This window comes from Kitasatospora sp. NPDC088391 (assembly GCF_044753345.1).
Taxonomy (GTDB): domain Bacteria; phylum Actinomycetota; class Actinomycetes; order Streptomycetales; family Streptomycetaceae; genus Kitasatospora.
On record NZ_JBIVNB010000003.1, the window covers coordinates 251,523 to 269,693 of the forward strand.

At 73.1% G+C, this 18,171-nt stretch carries 16 protein-coding genes; 7 read left to right on the forward strand and 9 right to left on the reverse strand.

Going from position 1 to position 18,171, the window contains the following annotated elements:
- Nucleotides 1–4: 4 nt before the first annotated feature.
- Both ACIQBJ_RS09845 and pdhA read right to left on the reverse strand, forming a co-directional pair.
- Nucleotides 5–1,012, reverse strand: a complete 1,008-nt coding sequence (locus ACIQBJ_RS09845; protein ID WP_400706488.1) for an alpha-ketoacid dehydrogenase subunit beta — start codon at nt 1,010–1,012, stop codon at nt 5–7.
- Entirely contained in the window at nt 1,009–2,154 is a 1,146-nt protein-coding gene (pdhA, locus tag ACIQBJ_RS09850; RefSeq protein ID WP_400706491.1) for a pyruvate dehydrogenase (acetyl-transferring) E1 component subunit alpha, read from the reverse strand. Before pdhA ends, ACIQBJ_RS09845 begins: the two co-directional genes overlap by 4 nt.
- A gap of 147 nt (nt 2,155–2,301) precedes the next feature.
- Here pdhA and ACIQBJ_RS09855 point away from each other — a divergent pair, with 147 nt between their 5' ends.
- The gene (locus ACIQBJ_RS09855) at nt 2,302–2,769 is read left to right on the forward strand and encodes an Lrp/AsnC family transcriptional regulator (protein ID WP_400706494.1); all 468 of its coding nucleotides are present in this window, start codon (nt 2,302–2,304) and stop codon (nt 2,767–2,769) included.
- A gap of 4 nt (nt 2,770–2,773) precedes the next feature.
- On the opposite strand, the gene ACIQBJ_RS09860 is transcribed toward ACIQBJ_RS09855, so the two are convergent.
- Together ACIQBJ_RS09860 and ACIQBJ_RS09865 are read right to left on the reverse strand one after the other, a co-directional pair.
- On the reverse strand, nt 2,774–3,298 hold the full coding sequence (locus ACIQBJ_RS09860; RefSeq protein ID WP_400706497.1) for a hypothetical protein: 525 nt from the start codon (nt 3,296–3,298) through the stop codon (nt 2,774–2,776).
- Nucleotides 3,295–3,879: a TetR/AcrR family transcriptional regulator gene (locus ACIQBJ_RS09865; RefSeq protein ID WP_400706500.1), complete on the reverse strand. Its 585-nt coding sequence runs from the start codon at nt 3,877–3,879 to the stop codon at nt 3,295–3,297. Before ACIQBJ_RS09865 ends, ACIQBJ_RS09860 begins: the two co-directional genes overlap by 4 nt.
- A 151-nt stretch (nt 3,880–4,030) precedes the next feature.
- On the opposite strand from ACIQBJ_RS09865, the gene ACIQBJ_RS09870 reads away from it, so the two are divergent.
- Complete coding sequence (locus tag ACIQBJ_RS09870; RefSeq protein WP_400706503.1) at nt 4,031–5,293, forward strand: hypothetical protein; 1,263 nt, start codon at nt 4,031–4,033, stop codon at nt 5,291–5,293.
- Nucleotides 5,294–5,361: 68 nt separating this feature from the next.
- Here ACIQBJ_RS09870 and ACIQBJ_RS09875 read toward each other — a convergent pair whose 3' ends face one another.
- From ACIQBJ_RS09875 to ACIQBJ_RS09890, 4 genes are read right to left on the reverse strand one after another with little or no spacing between them, the layout of a single operon-like run.
- On the reverse strand, nt 5,362–6,072 hold the full coding sequence (locus ACIQBJ_RS09875; protein ID WP_400706506.1) for a hypothetical protein: 711 nt from the start codon (nt 6,070–6,072) through the stop codon (nt 5,362–5,364).
- A gap of 54 nt (nt 6,073–6,126) precedes the next feature.
- Nucleotides 6,127–6,543 carry a hypothetical protein gene (locus ACIQBJ_RS09880; protein ID WP_400706508.1) on the reverse strand — a complete coding sequence of 139 codons (417 nt, stop codon included), beginning with the start codon at nt 6,541–6,543 and terminating at the stop codon, nt 6,127–6,129.
- Complete coding sequence (locus ACIQBJ_RS09885) at nt 6,540–7,622, reverse strand: hypothetical protein (RefSeq protein WP_400706511.1); 1,083 nt, start codon at nt 7,620–7,622, stop codon at nt 6,540–6,542. The genes ACIQBJ_RS09880 and ACIQBJ_RS09885 overlap by 4 nt, the downstream gene beginning before the upstream one ends.
- Complete coding sequence (locus tag ACIQBJ_RS09890) at nt 7,619–8,206, reverse strand: hypothetical protein (RefSeq protein ID WP_400706514.1); 588 nt, start codon at nt 8,204–8,206, stop codon at nt 7,619–7,621. Before ACIQBJ_RS09890 ends, ACIQBJ_RS09885 begins: the two co-directional genes overlap by 4 nt.
- Before the next feature lie 168 nt (nt 8,207–8,374).
- On the opposite strand from ACIQBJ_RS09890, the gene paaN reads away from it, so the two are divergent.
- Nucleotides 8,375–10,060 carry a phenylacetic acid degradation protein PaaN gene (gene paaN / locus ACIQBJ_RS09895; RefSeq protein ID WP_400706517.1) on the forward strand — a complete coding sequence of 562 codons (1,686 nt, stop codon included), beginning with the start codon at nt 8,375–8,377 and terminating at the stop codon, nt 10,058–10,060.
- Between the two features lie 101 nt (nt 10,061–10,161).
- Here the strand turns inward: paaN and ACIQBJ_RS09900 are convergent, their stop codons facing one another.
- Nucleotides 10,162–11,394 carry a glycosyltransferase gene (locus ACIQBJ_RS09900; protein WP_400706520.1) on the reverse strand — a complete coding sequence of 411 codons (1,233 nt, stop codon included), beginning with the start codon at nt 11,392–11,394 and terminating at the stop codon, nt 10,162–10,164.
- Between the two features lie 125 nt (nt 11,395–11,519).
- Here ACIQBJ_RS09900 and ACIQBJ_RS09905 point away from each other — a divergent pair, with 125 nt between their 5' ends.
- The 4 genes from ACIQBJ_RS09905 (at nt 11,520) to ACIQBJ_RS09920 (ending at nt 18,167) form a co-directional block, all read left to right on the forward strand.
- Complete coding sequence (locus ACIQBJ_RS09905) at nt 11,520–12,995, forward strand: FAD-dependent monooxygenase (protein ID WP_400706523.1); 1,476 nt, start codon at nt 11,520–11,522, stop codon at nt 12,993–12,995.
- A gap of 179 nt (nt 12,996–13,174) precedes the next feature.
- The gene (locus ACIQBJ_RS09910; protein ID WP_400706526.1) at nt 13,175–15,340 is read left to right on the forward strand and encodes a protease pro-enzyme activation domain-containing protein; all 2,166 of its coding nucleotides are present in this window, start codon (nt 13,175–13,177) and stop codon (nt 15,338–15,340) included.
- 250 nt (nt 15,341–15,590) lie between these two features.
- On the forward strand, nt 15,591–16,703 hold the full coding sequence (locus ACIQBJ_RS09915) for a hypothetical protein (protein ID WP_400706529.1): 1,113 nt from the start codon (nt 15,591–15,593) through the stop codon (nt 16,701–16,703).
- 198 nt (nt 16,704–16,901) lie between these two features.
- A complete protein-coding gene (locus ACIQBJ_RS09920) occupies nt 16,902–18,167 on the forward strand; it encodes a peptidoglycan-binding protein (RefSeq protein ID WP_400708115.1) in 1,266 nt (421 codons plus the stop codon).
- Nucleotides 18,168–18,171 lie beyond the last annotated feature (4 nt).

Below are 18,171 nucleotides of genomic sequence, written 5' to 3' on the forward strand. Positions count from 1 at the left end.
GCCATCACTCCTCCCACTGCAGCCGCGCGACGGCGTCCAGGATCCGGTCCACCCCGGGCAGGTGGTGGTGCTCCAGCATCGGCGGCGGGTACGGGATGTCGAAGCCGGTGACCCGCAGCACCGGCGCGGCCAGGTGGTGGAAGCACTTCTCGGTCAGCCGGGCGGCGAGCTCCGCCCCGGCGCCGCCGAAGCCGGCCGCCTCGTGCACCACCACGGCCCGGCCCAGCGAGCGGACCACCTCGCAGGCGGTGGCCTCGTCGAACGGCACCAGCGAGCGCAGGTCCAGCACCGCCAGGTCCCGGCCCTCGGCCCTGGCGGCCTCGGCGGCCTCCAGGCAGACCGGCAGCGAGGGCCCGTAGGTGATCAGCACCGCCGAGTTGCCGGGGCGGCGCAGCACCGCCTTCCCGATCGGCTCGACGGCCGCCGCCGGGTCCCACTCGGCCTTGCCCCAGTAGAGCCGCTTGGGCTCCAGGAACACCACCGGGTCGTCCGAGGCGATCGACGCCCGCAGCAGCCCGTACGCGTCCTGCACGGTCGCGGGCGTGACCACGTGCAGCCCGGGGGTGTGCGCGTAGTACGCCTCGGAGGCGTCGCTGTGGTGCTCGACGCCGCCGATGCCGCCGCCGTACGGGATGCGGATCGTGATCGGCATCGGGAGCTTGCCGGCGGTGCGGTTGCGCATCTTGGCGACGTGCGAGAACAGCTGCTCCAGCGCCGGGTAGGCGAAGGCGTCGAACTGCATCTCCACCACCGGGCGCAGCCCGTACATGGCCATGCCGACGGCGGTGCCGAGGATGCCCGCCTCGGCCAGCGGGGTGTCCAGGCAGCGCTCCGGGCCGAACTCGGCGGTCAGGCCGTCGGTGATCCGGAAGACGCCGCCGAGCGCGCCGACGTCCTCGCCGAGCACGTGCACGGTCTTGTCGGCGTGCATCGCGTCGCGCAGCGCGCCGTTCAGGGCCTGCGCCATGGTGCCGGTGCGCAGGCCGGACTGCTCGCGGGTGGCGGTGGTCATCGGCCGTGCACCTCGGCCTCCGCGGCGAGCTCGGCGGCCAGCTGCGCGGCCTGCTCGCGCAACTGCTGGGTGGGTTCGGCGTAGACGTGCGCGAACAGCGACATCGGGTCCAGTTCGGGGTCGGCGTGGAACTCGGCGCGCATCCGGGCGGCCAGCTGCTCGGCCTGCTCGGCCGCGTCGGCGACCAGGGCCTCGTCCAGCAGGCCGCGCCCGCGCAGGGCGTCCTCCAGCAGCCGGATCGGGTCGTGCGCCTGCCAGGCCGCGACCTCCTCGGCGTGCCGGTAGCGGGTGGCGTCGTCGGCGTTGGTGTGCGCCTCGACGCGGTAGGTGAGCGCCTCCACCAGGGTCGGGCCGCCGCCGGAGCGGGCCCGCTCGACGGCCTCGGTGAGCACCGCGTGCACGGCGAGCGCGTCGTTGCCGTCGACCAGTCGGCCGGGCATGCCGTAGCCGACCGCCTTGTGCGCCAGGGTCGGCGCGGCGGACTGCCGGGTCAGCGGGACGGAGATCGCGTAGCCGTTGTTCTGCACCAGGAACACCACGGGGGCGTTCAGCACGGCGGCGAAGTTCAGGCCCTCGTGGAAGTCGCCCTCGCTGCTGCCGCCGTCGCCGAGCAGGGCGAGCGCCACCGTGTCGTCGCCGACCAGCCGGGCGGCGTGCGCCAGGCCGACCGCGTGCGGGACCTGGGTGCCCAGCGGGGTGCAGAGCGGGGCGGTGCGGGTGGCGCGCGGGTCGTAGCCGGTGTGCGCGTTGCCGCGGAGCAGGGTGAGCGCCTCCAGCGGGTCGACGCCGCGGGCGACCACCGCGAGGGTGTCCCGGTAGGAGGGGAACAGCCAGTCGTCGGGGCGCAGCGCGAGCGCGGCGGCCACCTGGCAGGCCTCCTGGCCGGTGGAGGCCGGGTAGACGGCGAGCCGGCCCTGCTTGGTCAGGGTGGTGGCCTGCTGGTTGTAGCGGCGCCCGGCGACCAGCCGGCGGTACAGCTCGCGCAGCAGCTCCGGGTCGGCCGCGTCGGCGGCGGGGGTGCCGAGCACGCGGTGCGGCTCGGGGTCCGGCAGCAGCGGGGCGGGGTCGGTGCGCGGCGCGGTGGCGCCGGGCAGCCAGCCGGGGACGGGGGCCCGGTCGGGCCTGTGGTCGAGAACGGTCATCTCGGGCACCTCCGGGGTGGTGGGGGCTCCCTACCGATTGTTCGGTCGACTGGTCATCTTGGCCATATCCGCGTCAAGACGGTGGACAGTCGGCCGAAAGGGCGGTCTGCTGGGGCCAGCACGTCCAATCACCAGGGATGGGGGGCCATGTCGGCTGAACAGGTGTCCAGACTCGACCGCGTCGACCGCGCGATCCTGCGGCTGCTGCGACAGGACGGCCGAGCCTCGATCCGCTCGGTGGCCGAGCGGGTGCACGTGTCCCGGGCGAACGCGTACGCCCGGATCTCCAGAATGGTCGAGGACGGCGTGATCCGCGGCTTCACCGCCCGGGTGGACCACGAGAAGGCCGGGCAGGGCGCGTCCGCGTACGTCACCCTGCGGATCGTGCAGAACTCCTGGCGGGCCGTCCGCGAGCAGCTGCTGCAGCTGCCCGGGGTCGCGCACATCGCGCTGGTCGGCGGCGACTACGACGTACTGATGCTGGTGCACACCGCCGACAACCGGGAGCTGCGCGAACTGGTGCTGGGCAGCATCCAGTCGATCCCGCAGGTGCTCAGCACCCGGACCATGCTGGTGTTCGAGGAGACCGACCTGATCCCGCCGGACGGGTCGTAGCCGCTCAGTCCTCGCCGGTGGAGACCAGCACCACCGTCCACCCGGCGCCGATCCCGACCAGCGCGGCGTCGAAGGTGTACGGGGTGACCGAGCTCCAGTGGCGGTTGCCGCTCGGCGGCGGGTGCGCGGCGTAGCCGTTGGCCCGCCAGTCCGCGTCCGGGCCGAGCAGCTCGACCAGCGGGGCGGCCAGCACCCGGGCCGACTCGACCGACCGGAACGAGCCGTACACCAGCTCCTGCCCGAGCGTGTGGGCCACCCAGCCCTCCGCGTCCGCCACCGGGACGCGCACCCCCAGGCGCTCGTGCATCATCCGGTCGCTGTGCGGGATGCTGTGCCACCCGCGACTGCGGCACCGGCAGGTCGGACCCACCAGCGGGGTCGCCCCGTGCGCCAGCACGCCCCAGCACAGCTGCCCGTGGTCGAGCCCGCGGTCCTCGGCGACGACCACCACCTGGCCCTCCCGCCGGGCGGCCCACTCGGCCAGCAGCTCGCGCAGCGCGGCCAGTTCTCCCGGGTGGTGGACGCTCACCGGGCCCGCAGGCCGTCGAAGGCGAGCCGGACCACCGCGTCCGGCAGCGCCTCGGCGCCGCGCTGGCCCGGGCGGTACCACTCCGCCAGCGAGTTGATCATGCCGAACAGCAGCCGGGTGGCCAGCCGGGGCTCCAGGTCCGCGCGCAACTGCCCGGCGGCGACGGCCTCCTGCAGCAGTTCGGCGACCCGGTGGTCGAAGTCGCGCCGCCGCTCCAGCGCCCACTGCTCGGTCGCGGTGTTCCCGCGCACCCGCAACAGCAGTGTCACGTACGGCAGTTCGCCCAGCAGCACCTCGGCGGTGCGGCGCACCACGTGCTCCAGCCGGTCCACCGGGCGGCCCTCGACGGCCGCCGGCTCGGCCAGGATGCCGAACAGCGCGTCCAGCGCCCGGCCGACCGCGAGCCGCAGCAACTCCTCCTTGCCGCGCACGTGGTGGTAGATCGAGGACTTCGAGATCCCGGCGGCCCTGGACAGGTCCTCCATCGAGGTGCCGTCGTAGCCGCGGTCGTTGAAGACCCGCACGGTGACGGCGAGCAGCGACTCGACGGTGTACGAGGCGCGCGGGGAGTGATCGGCCATGGGTCGAGTATCCCCGGGGCGGCGGCGGACCGCCCCGGGGGGTGGGCGGAGAACACCCTGCCCGCTGTCTGGTCCGGACCACTGCCGCGTACCGTAGGCTCGCCCGGAGCATCCGGGCGGCCCGGCGGGGCCGAGACGCAGACAGGACCTGATGGCCATGGCAGCACGCTCCGAGCCCGACGTGGCCGAGCGCCCGGAGTCCCCCGCCGAGGCGGGCCCGGCGCGGGACGCGCGGGCGTGGTTCCGTGCGGTGCTCCGCGAGTACGGGCCCGCGCTGGCGGCCTTCGGCGCTGCCCGGCTGATCGCGTTCGCCTCGTTCATGTGGCTGCTCTCCGCCTCGGGCGACTACGCCACCAAGCACCCGCGGTTCGGCGGCGGCAAGCACGTCTGGGACGTGCTGGGCAGCTGGGACGGCTGGTGGTACCAGCAGGTCGCGCAGAACGGCTACCACCCGCAGCTCGTGCGGACCAACGGCGGCCCGTGGGCGATCGAGCAGAACTCGGTCGCGTTCTTCCCGCTGTACCCGGGCCTGATCAAGATGGTGTCCACCGTCACCGGCCTGGGCACCTTCGGCGCCGGGATACTCGTCTCGGTGGTGACCTCCTTCGTCGCCGCCGCGGGCATCTACGCGGTGACCAAGCTGCTGCTCGGCCGCCGGGCCGGCATCGTCGCCGCCGCGGTGTGGGCCGTGTTCCCCGGCTCCGGCATCGAGTGGGCGGTGTACTCCGACTCGCTGTTCGTCGCCCTCGCCTCCTGGGCCTGCTACTTCGTCCTGACCCGCAACTGGCCGGCCGCCGGCGCCACCACCTTCGTCGCCGGCCTGAACCGGCCGACCGCCGCCGCGCTGGCCGCCGCGGTCGGCGTGGCCGCGCTGATCGCGCTGTGGAAGCGCCAGGACGGCATCCTGCGGCCGCTGAGCGCGATGGTGCTGGCGCCGCTCGGCTTCATCGGGTACCTGGCCTGGGCGAACTGGCGGATGGGCAGCCCCACCGCCTACTTCGACCTGCAGCGCGGCGCCTGGCTGCACTTCTTCGACTGGGGCGCGCACACCCGGAAGGTCGTCACCGGCCTCCTGTTCGGGCACAACGACTACGTCTTCGCCTTCCTCACCGAGGACCTGATCGCGCTCTTCCTGGTGTGCTGCCTCCCCGTTCTGATCTTCCTGCTGATCCGGCTGCGGCCGCCGGTGTTCCTGCTGGTCTACACCGGCATCACGCTGGTGATGGTGCTCGGCAGCCAGCAGATCTTCGGCAACACCTCGCGCTACCTGCTGCCCTGCTTCCCGCTCTTCCTCCCGATCGCGGCCGGCCTGCAGCGGCTCTCCCGCTCCTCGCTGGCGGTCGTCCTCGGCACCTTCGCCGTCACCTCCGGCTGGTACGCCGGGTACGCCCTCTTCGAACTCGGCGTGCCGTAGACCGCCCGCAGCACGAAGGCCCGGCCCCCCCGCGCGGGGGGCCGGGCCTTCGCCGTTCGGGCCCGGGATCAGTTCGGGGCCAGCGGCATCGCCGGGAAGCCGTCGAACAGGTAGGCGTACACCTGGGCCAGGTACGCGGTCAGCTCCCGCTGGTCCGGGAAGCGCACGTACGTCAGGTCGTACCACTGCTCGACCTGGAGCGGCCGCTCCGCCACCAGGTGCCGCAGGCCCGCCCGGAGCACCTCCCGGTAGTCCGGCCACGCCCCGTCGAACGCCTCGCGCAGCTCCGCCAGGTCGTCCACCGCCTCCACGCCGAGCGCGCCCGCGCAGAAGTGCACGAACCTGCGGTCCACCCCCGGCACGTCCAGCCCCAGCTCGGCCAGCGGCACCGTGGTCGGGTCCAACTCGCCGCCCGGGTACGGGTACAGCGTGGTGTTCCACAACTCCTCGGGAGCGGCCGGCCCCCGCGCGCCCACCCCGTCGGCCGGCCGGTACACCCCGTACGCCAGCGCGTCGGTGTAGAAGTCCCCGTACACGTAGTTGATCTCGCCGTCCGGCAGGTACGGCCGCACCGGATCGATCCCGATCGCGGTCGCCTGCGCGGCCCGCACCAGCATGTCCGGCCCGTACAGCTCCTCGAACCCGGCGATCGGCACCAGGTCGTGGTCGCGCAGCGCCGCCGCCCGCAGCACGTCGTCGGCGCGCACCAGCGCCTCCTCGGAATCGAACCGGGTCGCCCACGGCCCGGTACGGGGCGGGAGTTCATCACGCAGTGGCACGGTCGCTCGGCTCCAGGGTGCGAAGGGAAAGGACGGTCGACGAGGCCGGACGGATCACTTCTCGTCCTCCTCGTCGTCGTCGAGGTACTCCACCTCGGTCACGACCCAGTCCGTCCAGAACCTCGGGTCGTCGGACGGCGGCTTCCGGTTCGGGTCGGGCGGCATCGGCTGGTGCTCCACACCCTCGAAGAAGTATGCGTACACCTCGGCGAGGTACCCGTACAGCTCGTCCTCCGAGTAGTACTGGGTCCCCGACAACGCCAACCAGTTGTCGATCGTGGCCGGCCGGTGCTCCAGCAGGTGCTCCAGGCTCACCCGCAACCGCTCCGAGTACGCGCTGCCCTCGGTCGCCCCGCCCTTGTAGCGGTCCATCTCGTAGTACGCGAACGGACTGAACGCGTGCTTGTAGAACGACCGCAGCCGCTCGTCCTCGTGCCAGCCCGGGAGGTCCCAGAACGTCCACTTGTTCAATGCCGCCCCCTGGGAGAGTGGCCGTGGAGGTTACGACCCATGTTCGGCTCCGGAAACATCGTGTGCAGAACGAATCCGCCCTTGCTGCTGTCGTAATCGTAGACGGCTTTGATCCGCGCCCCTCTGAAATCCACGTCGTGGTAGTTGACCTGCCCGTTCGACATCGGATTGTCGGGGTCGACAAAGTATCCCTTGAAACGCCCGGTGTGCCCTCCCGGCCCCCACGCCTCGTGCGGGTGGAACTCGATGACCTGACGTTCCCGCTTGTTCGGATCGAGCCTGCCGCGGGCGTGCTGCTCCGCGTACACAAAGGACTCCGGATCAGTGAAGGCCGTCGAGAAACGATCACAGGTGTGGTTCGCCGGATTGCCGTGCTCGTCCTTCTTCTCCACGTCGTGGAAGAGGTCAGGCGGCTGGTACTTGGTGCGGGCATCCGGTCCGCGCAACGGGTCGATCTTGTCCTGTCCGTTGGGGTAGCCGTACCGGTCACGCGACCAGCGGGTCCTGGTGACCCTGACCCGCTTCTTCGGGTAGCCGTTCGCGTCGAGCTCCCGCGGCAGGACCTCCTTGTAGGACTCCTGGAAGGGCGTCCCCAGCCGGTCCTTCAGCTGCTGGTCCGTCACCTTCAGGTGGCGGCCGACGCCGTGGCCCTGCAACTGGAGCTCGCCGACCCGCTCGTCGATCCGGCGGTGGTAGAGCTGCCGCAGACCCTTGCGGTCGGGCACGGACTGCCCGGGCTTCAGGTGGACGTTGTGCTTGTTGAGCGAGTCGCTCTTGCTCCGCATCGCGTCCCGGACGCCCTGGTCGGCGTCCATGATGTTCTTGCGGGTGATCTCCAGGCCCTGGCCGAGCGAGCGGTGGCCCTTGGCCATCGCCTTGCCCATGTCCTTGATCATCGAGTCGATCACCGGGCGGACCGAGCGCTCCACCAGGGCGCCGAACTTGCCCTTGCCGAGACTGCGCCCGCGGGTGCGGCCGTCCAGGTTGCGGGTGTGCGACTCGATCTGCTCCGCGTGCCGGTGCGCCTTCTCGGCGGCCGCCGCGAGCCGCTCCGGCTCGGCGTTGAAACCCCCGCTCACGCGGCACCTCCGAGGGCCGCTTCGACGCCCTGGAACACCAGGCCGGAGACGGCCTCCTCGATGGCGGCCTGGAACGGCTCGACGGCCATCGAGACGAGCTGGCCGACGATCTCCTGCTCGATCTGGTCGAGGATCGCGTTGACCACCCGCTTGCCGGCCTCGACGATCAGCACGTTGGCGGCCTCGGCCAGGCCGAGGGTGGCCACCGCGGCGGCCTGTTCGGCGGCGAACTCGGCGACCATGGCGACCAGTTCGGCGATCACCGCGCCCTTGGCGACCACGATGCCCGCGGCCGCCACCTCCAGGCCGACGGCCAGCACCTCGCAGCAGTCCAGCAGGACCGTCGTGTGCTGCTGGGACATCTGGCCCCAGCGGGACACCAGCGCCTCGTAGGAGGCGCCCTGGTAGCCCTCCGCGAGGCTCTGCACCATGCCGTGGGTGCCGTCGTGGGCGTCCTGCAGCCCGACGGCGAACTCCCGCACGTGCGAGGCCCACTCGCGCAGCTCGTCCTCGTCCACGTCCGGCCAGTTCAGGCCGATCAGGTTCATCACCCAGACGAGTTCGTCGGGCAGTTCGATGGACATGCCGATCACTCCCCCTTGTCGTTCCCCGTGCGGTCCGCGCGAGCGGACCCCGACAGCCGCCCAGTATGGGCCCGGGGGCCGGAACGGGAACAGCGGAGGGCCTTGCACCGACCGATCGTTCGGTTACCCTGAGGCGTGTCCCGCCTCTGCCCCCGTGAGGAGCGCACCATGGCCGCCGCGACGACCGTCGCCGAACTGATCGCCCGCCACCAGGACACCCTCGATCGCGCGCTGACCGCGATCGCCGAGCGGGACTACTGGTCCCCGTACCCCGAGTTCGCCAAGGCGTACGGGGAGAACGCCGCCGCCGACGGGAAGGCCGCCTTCGAGGCGCTGCTGGGCCGCGAGTTCGAGCTGCCGGGGCACCCGGCCGGCGGCGAGCCGGTGACCGGCGAGACCTCCCCGTGGGGCATCGAGCTGGGCGTGTCCTACCCGCACGCCGAGCCCGCGGCGCTGCTGGCCGCGCTGGAGGCCGCCCGGCCCGGCTGGGCGAAGGCCGCCCCGGCCGAGCGCGCCGCGGTCTGCCTGGAGATCCTGGCCCGGATCAACGCCCGCTCGCACGAGTTCGCGCAGGCGGTGACGCACACCACCGGCCAGGCGTACGGCATGGCGTTCCAGGCCGGCGGCCCGCACGCGCAGGACCGCGGCCTGGAGGCGGTGGCGTACGCGTACGCCGAGCAGACCCGGCTGCCGCGCTCCGCGCAGTGGACCAAGCCGCAGGGCAAGCGCGACCCGCTCACCATGACCAAGGAGTTCGTCGTGGTGCCGCGCGGCAGCGCGCTGCTGGTCGGCTGCAACACCTTCCCGACCTGGAACGGCTACCCGGGCCTGTTCGCCTCGCTGGCGACCGGCAACGGCGTGCTGGTCAAGCCGCACCCGCGGGCCGTGCTGCCGCTGGCGCTGACCGTGCGGATCGCCCGCGAGGTGCTCGCCGAGGCCGGCTTCGACCCGAACCTGGTCTGCCTGGCCGCCGAGCACGAGGGCGCCGCGGTCGCCAAGGTGCTGGCCGTCCGCCCCGAGGTGAAGCTGATCGACTACACCGGCTCGACCGCGTTCGGCGACTGGCTGGAGGACAACGCCCGGCAGGCGCAGGTGTACACCGAGAAGGCCGGCGTCAACACCGTCGTGCTGGACTCCACCGACGACTACCGCGGCATGCTGAACAACCTGGCGTTCGCGCTCAGCCTGTACAGCGGCCAGATGTGCACCACCCCGCAGAACCTGCTGATCCCGCGCACCGGCATCCGCACCGAGGACGGCGAGCGCTCCTACGACCAGGTGGTGGCCGACCTCGCCGCCGCGATCGAGGGCCTGCTCGGCGACGACGCCCGGGCCGCCGCGATCCTCGGCGCCGTGGTCAACCCGGGCGTGCTGCAGCGCTCGGCCGCCGCGGCCGGCGGCGAACTGGGCGAACCCGCCCTGGCCCCGCGGGTGGTGGTCTCCGCCGAGTTCCCCGGCGCGACGATCCGCACGCCCGCCCTGCTGAAGGCCGACGCCGACAAGCCGGACGACCGGGCCCGCTTCCTCACCGAGTGCTTCGGCCCGGTCGCCTTCGCGGTCGCCGTGGAGTCCACCGCCGCCGCCGTCGAGCTGCTGCGCCGCACCACGGTCGAGCACGGCGCGATGACGGCCGGCGCGTACACCACCGACCAGGCGGTCGAGGACGCCCTGGTCGGGGCCTGCCTGGAGGCCGGTGTCTCGCTCTCGCTCAACCTGACCGGCGGGGTGTACGTCAACCAGACCGCCGCCTACTCCGACCTGCACGGCACCGGCGCCAACCCGGCCGCCAACTCGGCGTACTGCGACGCCGCGTTCGTCGCCAACCGGTTCCGCACCGTCGAGATCCGCAAGTAGCCCGCCGCCCCCGCGGGCGCGCACGAGCGGGCCCGGACACCGTTCCCACAACGGCGTCCGGGCCCGCTCCCCTGTCCCGGGGGGGGAGAGGACAGGGGGTCTCAGGAGCGCCGCGGGTGGAACACCCACACCCGCAGCAGCACGAAGCGCACCAGCGTCGCGGCCGCGTTCGCCGCCACCAGCACGGCCAGTTCGACGCCGCGCCCGGCCCCGGGGGAGGCCGCGTGCAGCACCGCCACCGCGCCGGTGGTCAGCAGCAGGCCGGTCAGGAAGGCCAGCCCGCCCTCCAGCTGGTGCCGCAGCGCGTGCCGACGGCCCGTCACCCCGAAGGTGAAGCGCCGGTTCGCGGCCGTGTTGCCGACCGCCGTGACGGCCAGCGCCAGCGCGTTCGCGGCCAGCACGGGCACCGCCTGACGCAGCGCCAGGTACAGCAGCAGGTAGGCCAGCGTGGACAGCGCGCCGACCGCCGCGAAGCCGGCCACCTGCCGGCCGAGCCCGGGCGGCGGCGGGACCGGCCGCCGGTCCGGGAGTTCGACCGTCCCCCGGCCCGCCAGGGTCCGCCGGGCGATCCGGGCCATGCCCTTCAGGTCGTCGACCGCGGTGCGGACGATGTCGACCCGGCTGTCCGGGTCGTCCACCCAGTCCACCGGCACCTCGTGGATGCGCAGCCCGGACGCCTCGGCCAGCAGCAGCAGTTCGGTGTCGAAGAACCAGGCGTTGTCCTCGACCTCCGCCAGCAGCCGCCGCACCACCTCGGTCCGCCCGGCCTTGAACCCGCACTGGGCGTCCGAGAACCCGGCGGCCATGGTGGCCCGCAGCAGGAGGTTGTAGGTCCGCGAGACGAACTCCCGCTTGGGCCCCCGGACCACGGCCGAACCCCGGTGCAGGCGGCTGCCGATGGCCAGGTCGCTGTGCCCGGACAACAGCGGCGCGACCAGGGGCAGGAAGGCCTCCAGGCCGGTCGACAGGTCGACGTCCATGTACGCCACCACGTCGGCCTCGCTGCTGCCCCAGACCTCGCGCAGCGCCCGGCCGCGGCCCTTCAGGTCCAGGTGCACGGCGCGCACCGGCCCGAGTTCGGCGGCCAGCGCGGTGGCGACCTCCCAGGTGCCGTCGACCGAGGCGTTGTCGGCCACCGTGATCAGGTAGTCGTACGGGAAGGTCGCGGACAGGTGGGCGTGCAGCTCGCGGACGCAGCGCTCCAGCGAGTGCTGCTCGTTGTACACGGGTACGACGATCTCCACGAGCCGGGTGCGGACCGCGGTGTCGGCCGTGTCCCGGCCGCCCACCGCCGGAACGGCCCGGAGCGTCGGGTGCATCGCTGGCTGTGTCATGGGAAGGAGGTTCACAGCCCCTGATGGGCCAGCGATGATGGCAGTCTGAGAGCGCGCTGAGAACCCGTGCGCCGAGGACTCCGCGGCCCCGCGGCCGACAGTTGCAAGACGAACGGGAGAGACCGATGTCCGAGACGGAGTTCACCGCCGACGTGGTGGTGGTCGGTGCCGGGCCGACCGGCCTGCTGCTGGCGGGCGACCTGGCCGCGGCCGGCCTGCGGGTGACGGTGCTGGAGAAGCGCGCCGAGGAGTCCAACCTGACCAGGGCGTTCGGCGTGCACGCCCGCACCCTCGAACTGCTGGACGCCCGCGGGCTGGCCGACGAACTGATCGCCACCGGCCGCCCCACGCCCTCGCTCCAGGTGTTCGGCCGGCTCCGGGTCGACCTGGCCGGCCTGCCCAGCCGGTTCCCGTTCGTGCTGATCACCCCGCAGTCCAACACCGAGCGGGTACTGCGCGAACGGGCCGTCAAGTCCGGTGCGGACCTGCGCCGCGGCGCCGAGCTGACGGGCCTGCGGCAGGACGCCACCGGCGTCACGCTGACCGCCCGCACCGCCGACGGCGAGCAGCGGCACCGGGCCCGCTACGCGGTCGGCGCGGACGGCGTGCACTCCGCCGTCCGCGACCTGCTGGGCGTCCCGTTCCCCGGCGAGGCGGTGCTGCGCTCGGTGATGCTCGCCGACGTCCGGCTCACCGGCGACCCGGACGAGTCGTTCACCGCGGCCGTCGGCGACGCCGGGTTCGCCTTCCTCGCCCCGTTCGGCGACGGCTGGTTCCGGGTGATCGGCTGGGACCGCGAGGACCAGCTCCCGGACACCGAGCCGGTGGTGACGGCCGATCTGGAGAAGTTGCTGCGCGAGGTGACGGGCCGTGACCTGGAGTTCGCCGAGGTCCGCTGGACCTCCCGGTTCCACAGCGACGAACGGCAGGCGGCGAGCTACCGCTCCGGCCGGGTCTTCCTGGCCGGCGACGCCGCGCACTGCCACTCCCCGGCCGGCGGCCTGGGCTTGAACACCGGCATCCAGGACGCCGCCAACCTCAGCTGGAAGCTGGTCGCGGCGGTCCGCGGCTGGGCCCCCGACGCCCTGCTGGACACCTACCAGACCGAGCGGCACCCGGTCGGCCGGGCCGTGCTGCGCAGCTCCGGCGCGCTGGTCCGGCTCGCCCAGGGCCGGCACGCCCCGGTCCGGGCGCTGCGCTCGGCGCTCGGCGCGGCCGCCGGACACCTGGGCCCGCTGGCCGAGTTGGGCGCCAAGCAGGTCTCCGGCATCGGCTACGCCTACCCCGCCGAGAAGGGCGCGCACCCGCTGACCGGCCGCCGGGTCCCCGACCTGCGGCTGGCCGTCGACGTGCCCGGCGGCCCGTCCCGGCTGCACGAGGCGCTGCGGGCCGGCAAGGCGGTGCTGATCAGCAACGACGAGGTGTCGGTGGCCGACTCCTGGGCGGACCGGGTGGTCACCGCCGCGCCCGCCGACCCGCACGGCAAGCTGCGCGACACCGTGCTGCTGGTCCGCCCGGACGGCCACGCGGCCTGGGCCTGCGCCGACCCGACCCGGGGCGAGCTGCGGGCCGCGCTCAGCCAGTGGCTGGGCCGCCCCTGACATTCAGTTCAGCCACGACCGGCATTCAGTTCATTCACTGAATTCGTTTCCCATTCCACAGTTGACTGTTTTTTAGTAAGCAATTGCTCGGGCATGGGCCTATTCCTGAGTGTCCTCTGAGAGATTCTGGCGAGCGCTTTCCGAAGACCCGGAACGCCCCCAGATTTCCGGAGGAGCCCGTGCGACCCCGCTCGCTCGCCCTTGCCGCAGCTCTCGCTGTCCTTCCCCTCACCGCCGTCTCGCTGGGCGTCGGCACCGCTCAGGCGGCGCCGACCCCGAACGCCACCGCCCGGGTGGCGCTGCCGCAGACCGTCACCCCCGCCGTGGCGCGCTCGCAGAAGCAGGGCGACGTCCCCGCCGACCGCCGGATATCCGTCGCGGTCTCGCTGAAGCTGCGCAACACCGCCGAACTCGACCGTTTCCTCACGGCGGTCGCCACTCCGGGAACCGCCGAATACGGGCACTACCTGACGCCCGCCCAATTCACCGAGCGTTTCGGCCCGACCTCCGCCGACGTCGACCAGGTCCGGGCCTTCCTCACCGCCCAGGGCCTGAAGGTCGACTCGGTCAGCGCCAACCGCCAGGTGGTCAACGCCACCGGCACCAACGCGCAGCTGGCCGCCGCGTTCGGCACCCACGAGTCGACCTACACCGACCCGCAGCAGGGCGGCCGGGCGTTCTTCGCCAACGACGCCGCCGCCTCGGTGCCGGCCGCGCTGGCCGGCGTGGTCGAGGGCGTCAGCGGCCTGAACGACCACACCGTGCGCACCACCCGGATCGCCAAGCCGAACGCCTCGACCCCGCACGCCACCCCGTCCGGCTTCGGCCCGGCCACCTACGACGGCGCCTACCGGCTGAACCAGCTGGGCGCCGACGGCACCGGCTCGACCGTCGCGCTCTGGGAGTTCGACGGCTACAAGTCCTCCAACCTGACCACCTACGACAGCCAGTTCGGCCTGTCCGGCCCGACGGTCAGCACCGTCTCGGTGGACGGCGCGAACTACGACTCCAAGCCCGGCGACGGCCAGGGCGAGGTCGAGCTGGACTCGGAGATCGTCCGCGGCGTCGCCCCCAAGGCGACCCAGCTGGTCTACGAGGCCCCGAACAGCGACCAGGGCGAGATCGACATGGCCGCCAAGATCGTGGCGGACAACCGGGTCTCGGTCATCTCCATCTCGTGGGGCTCCTGCGAGCCGGACACCACCGCCGCCTCGATGACCGCGGTGAACAACTCCTTCAAGCAGGCCGCCGCCCAGGGCATCTCGATCTTCTCGGCCTCCGGCGACGACGGCTCCCGGGACTGCACCCGCTCCACCTCGGGCTCCACCGTGAAGGCCGTGGACTTCCCCGCCTCCAGCCCGTACAACACCGGCGTCGGCGGCACCAACCTCAAGGTCTCCGGCAGCACGTACAGCTCGGAGAGCGCCTGGTCCACCGCGGGCGGCGGCGTCTCCACCCAGTACGCCAAGCCGACCTGGCAGACCGGCACCGGCGTCTCGGGCACCATGCGCACCGTCCCCGACGTGTCCTCCAACGCCGACCCGAACAGCGGCTTCGCGATCTACACCCAGGGCACCAGCAGCCCCGGCTGGCAGGTCTACGGCGGCACCTCCGCGGCCGCCCCGCTCTGGTCCGGCTTCGCCGCCCTCTACAACCAGAAGGCGCTGGCCGCCACCAAGCCGGTGCTCGGCGAGGCCAACCCGAAGATCTACGCCGTCACCAACTCGTCCTCGTACGGCAGCGCCTTCCACGACGTCACCAGCGGCGCCAACCAGGACTTCTCCACCAAGGCCGGCTACGACCAGGTCACCGGCTGGGGCACTCCGATCGCCGACGGCCTGGCCACCGCCCTGCTCGGCGGCGGCGGCACCACCCCGCCGCCCACCGGCGGCTGCACCGCCGCCCAGCTGCTCGGCAACCCCGGCTTCGAGACCGGCTCCGCCAGCCCCTGGACCGCCTCCTCCGGCGTCGTCGACAACTCGTCCTCCGAGGCCGCCCACAGCGGTTCCTGGAAGGCGTGGATGGACGGCTACGGCTCCAGCCACACCGACACCGTGTCCCAGTCGGTGGCGATCCCGGCCGGCTGCAAGGCGACGCTGAGCTACTGGCTGCACGTCGACACCGCCGAGACCGGCAGCACCGCCTACGACAAGCTGACCGTCACGGTCAACGGCACCTCGGTCGCGGTGTACTCCAACCTCGACAAGAACACCGGCTTCGCGCAGAAGACCGTCGACCTGTCCTCGTACGCCGGACAGACCGTCACGGTGAAGTTCAGCGGCGTGGAGGACTCCTCGCTGCAGACCAGCTTCGTGATCGACGACACCGCGCTCTCCGTGTCCTGACGAGCCGTCACCGGACCCCGCCGGAAGGGCCCCGCCCGGGCCCTTCCGGCACCGGTGTGTCAGGAGTGTTTCCTGTTCGATCCGTCTGCGAAATGCTTGTCGTGACCACTGTCATATGTCCGGATTGATGACGTAGCCTCTCAACCCTCAATAGGGTTCCCACACGCTCGGCGGCGGACCACCGACGTAAGGCCGGGGCCGTGGCGCCGGGGTGGACCCGCCGAACCCGCCGGGTGGGGGAAGGTCTCGCATGGGCTCACAGCAACCGCAGCACGCCGGCCGGCTCCGACTGGTCGGACAGCGCGACCCCGGCAGCGAGCAACGGCCGCCGAGCGGGGTGCCCGCCACGGCGCCGACCCCCGCGCCCGTCCCGGCCCCGGCCGCTGTCCCCGTCACCACCGTCACCGCCGTCACCGTCACCGCCGTCCCCGCCGTCCCCGTCACCGCCGCCCCCGTCGCCGCTCCCGCGCCGAGCGGCTTCGCCGAGGCCCTCAACTCCGCGATCGAGAACAGCGGCCTCAGCCTGGACCGGATCCGCGCCGCCCTCGCCAAGCAGGGCGTCCGGGTCAGCGTCACCACCCTCAGCTACTGGCGGCGCGGCCGCAGCCAGCCCGAACGCGCCACCTCACTGCGCGCGGTGCACCTGCTGGAGGAGTTGCTCGGCCTGCGCCACACCGCCCTCACCGCCCTGCTCGGCCCGCCCCGCCCGCGCGGCCGCTGGGTCTCCCAGGGCCCCGCCCCCGACGGCCTGCGGGTCGAACAGGTCTGGCCCGGCCAGGCCGACATCGCCGAGGTCTTCGCCGAACTCGACGCCCCGCCGGCCGGCCAGCTGGAACGCCAGTCGATCCACGACTCCTACTACGTCGACGCCGACCGCCGCGGCCACCTGCTGCGGATGCGCCAGGTCGTCCGCGCCACCGTGGACGGCGTCACCCGGCACGTCGTGGTGCACAAGGCCGACGAGGGCGTGGAGATCTGCCCCGAGATCACCTCGGTCCGGCACGCCCGGCTCGGCCGGGTCCGCCGCCGCCCCGCCGGCGGGCTGCTGGTCGCCGAACTGCTGCTGGACCGCCCGCTCGCGCTCGGCGACTCCACCGTCCTCGAGTACGAGGTGCGGATCCCCGACTCCGGCCCCACCACCGACTACGGCCGGTTCTTCCCCAGCCCCGTGCGGGAGTACGTCCTGCAGGTGCACTTCGACCCCGGCGCCGTCCCGGTCCAGTGCGAACGCTTCGACCGCACCCCGGGCACCGAGGTCGACCGGCACCGCGAACCGCTGTGGATCGGCGCCTCCGCCAGCGCCCACGTCCTCGCCTCCGACCAGCAGCCCGGCCAGGTCGGCATCCGCTGGCAGTGGGAGTGACCGCACCGTCCGACGCACCGTCACCCCTCCTCCCCCCGAAGCCGATTGCGACGCGCCCGACCCCGCGGTGCGCGCGTTCACCCGAACCGCCCTGTCCGACCCCCGATCAGGTGGTCCCGGCCCTCTCCTCCTAGGAACGTGAGTCCCACTCAACCGGGTTCACCGGGGTTCACAGGAGAGGCGGGTCCGTCCGTGCTGATGGAGTTCAACGAGGTCGAACCGGACGACACGTGCGCGTGCGGCGGCTGCGACGGCCGCCGCCGGGCCAGGCTGCTGGCCGTCCGCTCCGGCCGGGTCGTGCCCCGCCGGACCAGGCGGGCGGCGGTGCTGCTCGCCGCGGTCGGCAGCGTGCTGGGCGGCGGCGGGGCGGCGTCCATAGCCGTGGCCGCGCCGGGCACCGACGCCGGAACGCAGATACCCGGCTCCCCGCAGGGCGAGGTCTCGGGACTGTACGGCGGATCGGGGGCCCGCCGCGGCCTGGCCGCGCAGCCCGCCACCACCCGGGCGGAGATCATGCGCCGGGCCCAGACCTGGGTGGACCAGAAGGTCCCGTACAGCATGGGCCGGTACTGGTCGGACGGCTACCGCCAGGACTGCTCGGGCTTCGTCTCGATGGCCTGGGGCCTGGGCAGCAGCCAGACCACCTGGACGCTGCCGGACTTCGCGGAGCGGATCTCCAAGGACGACCTGCAGCCCGGCGACGCGCTGATCTACAACAACGCGTCCGACCCGCAGGGCGGCTCGCACGTGGTGCTGTTCGGCGGCTGGGCGGACGCCGCCCGCACCAAGTACACGGCGCTGGAGCAGACCCGCCCGAACACCCTGAAGCGCACCACCCCGTACGCGTACTGGAGCCACGCGGGCAGCTACCTGCCGTACCGCTACAAGGGGTTGAGCCAGCCGATGCCCGCGCCGGAGAACGCCGACGCCTTCCCCGGCGCGGACAAGTTCGGCCCCGGCCAGGTCAACCCGTACGTGACCCGGCTGGGGAAGATGCTGGTGGACCGGGGCGGCACCCGGTTCTACGGGGAGGGCCCGAGCCCCGACTGGGGCGAGGCCGACCGGCGCGCCACCGAGGCGTTCCAGCTGGCCCAGGGCTGGCGCGGCGCCGAGGCGGACGGCTACCCCGGCAAGGACACCTGGGACCTGCTGGTGCGCCGCCTCGGCAAGGACATCCCGACCGCCGCCGGCACCCCCTCGCCGCCCCCGCCCCCGCCCGCCGGGGCCCCGGTCTTCCCGGGCGCGGACGCGTTCGGCCCCGGCCGGGTCAACGACTGGGTCCTGCGCCTGGGACAGCAACTGGTCGCGAAGGGCTTCGGCGCCGCCTACCGGGAGGGCCCGAGCCGGGACTGGGGCGAGGCGGACCGGCTGAACGTCGCCGCCTTCCAGCGCGCCCGGGGCTGGTCCGGCGCCGAGGCGGACGGCTACCCGGGCCCGGACACCTGGAAGCTGCTGTTCTCCTGACGGA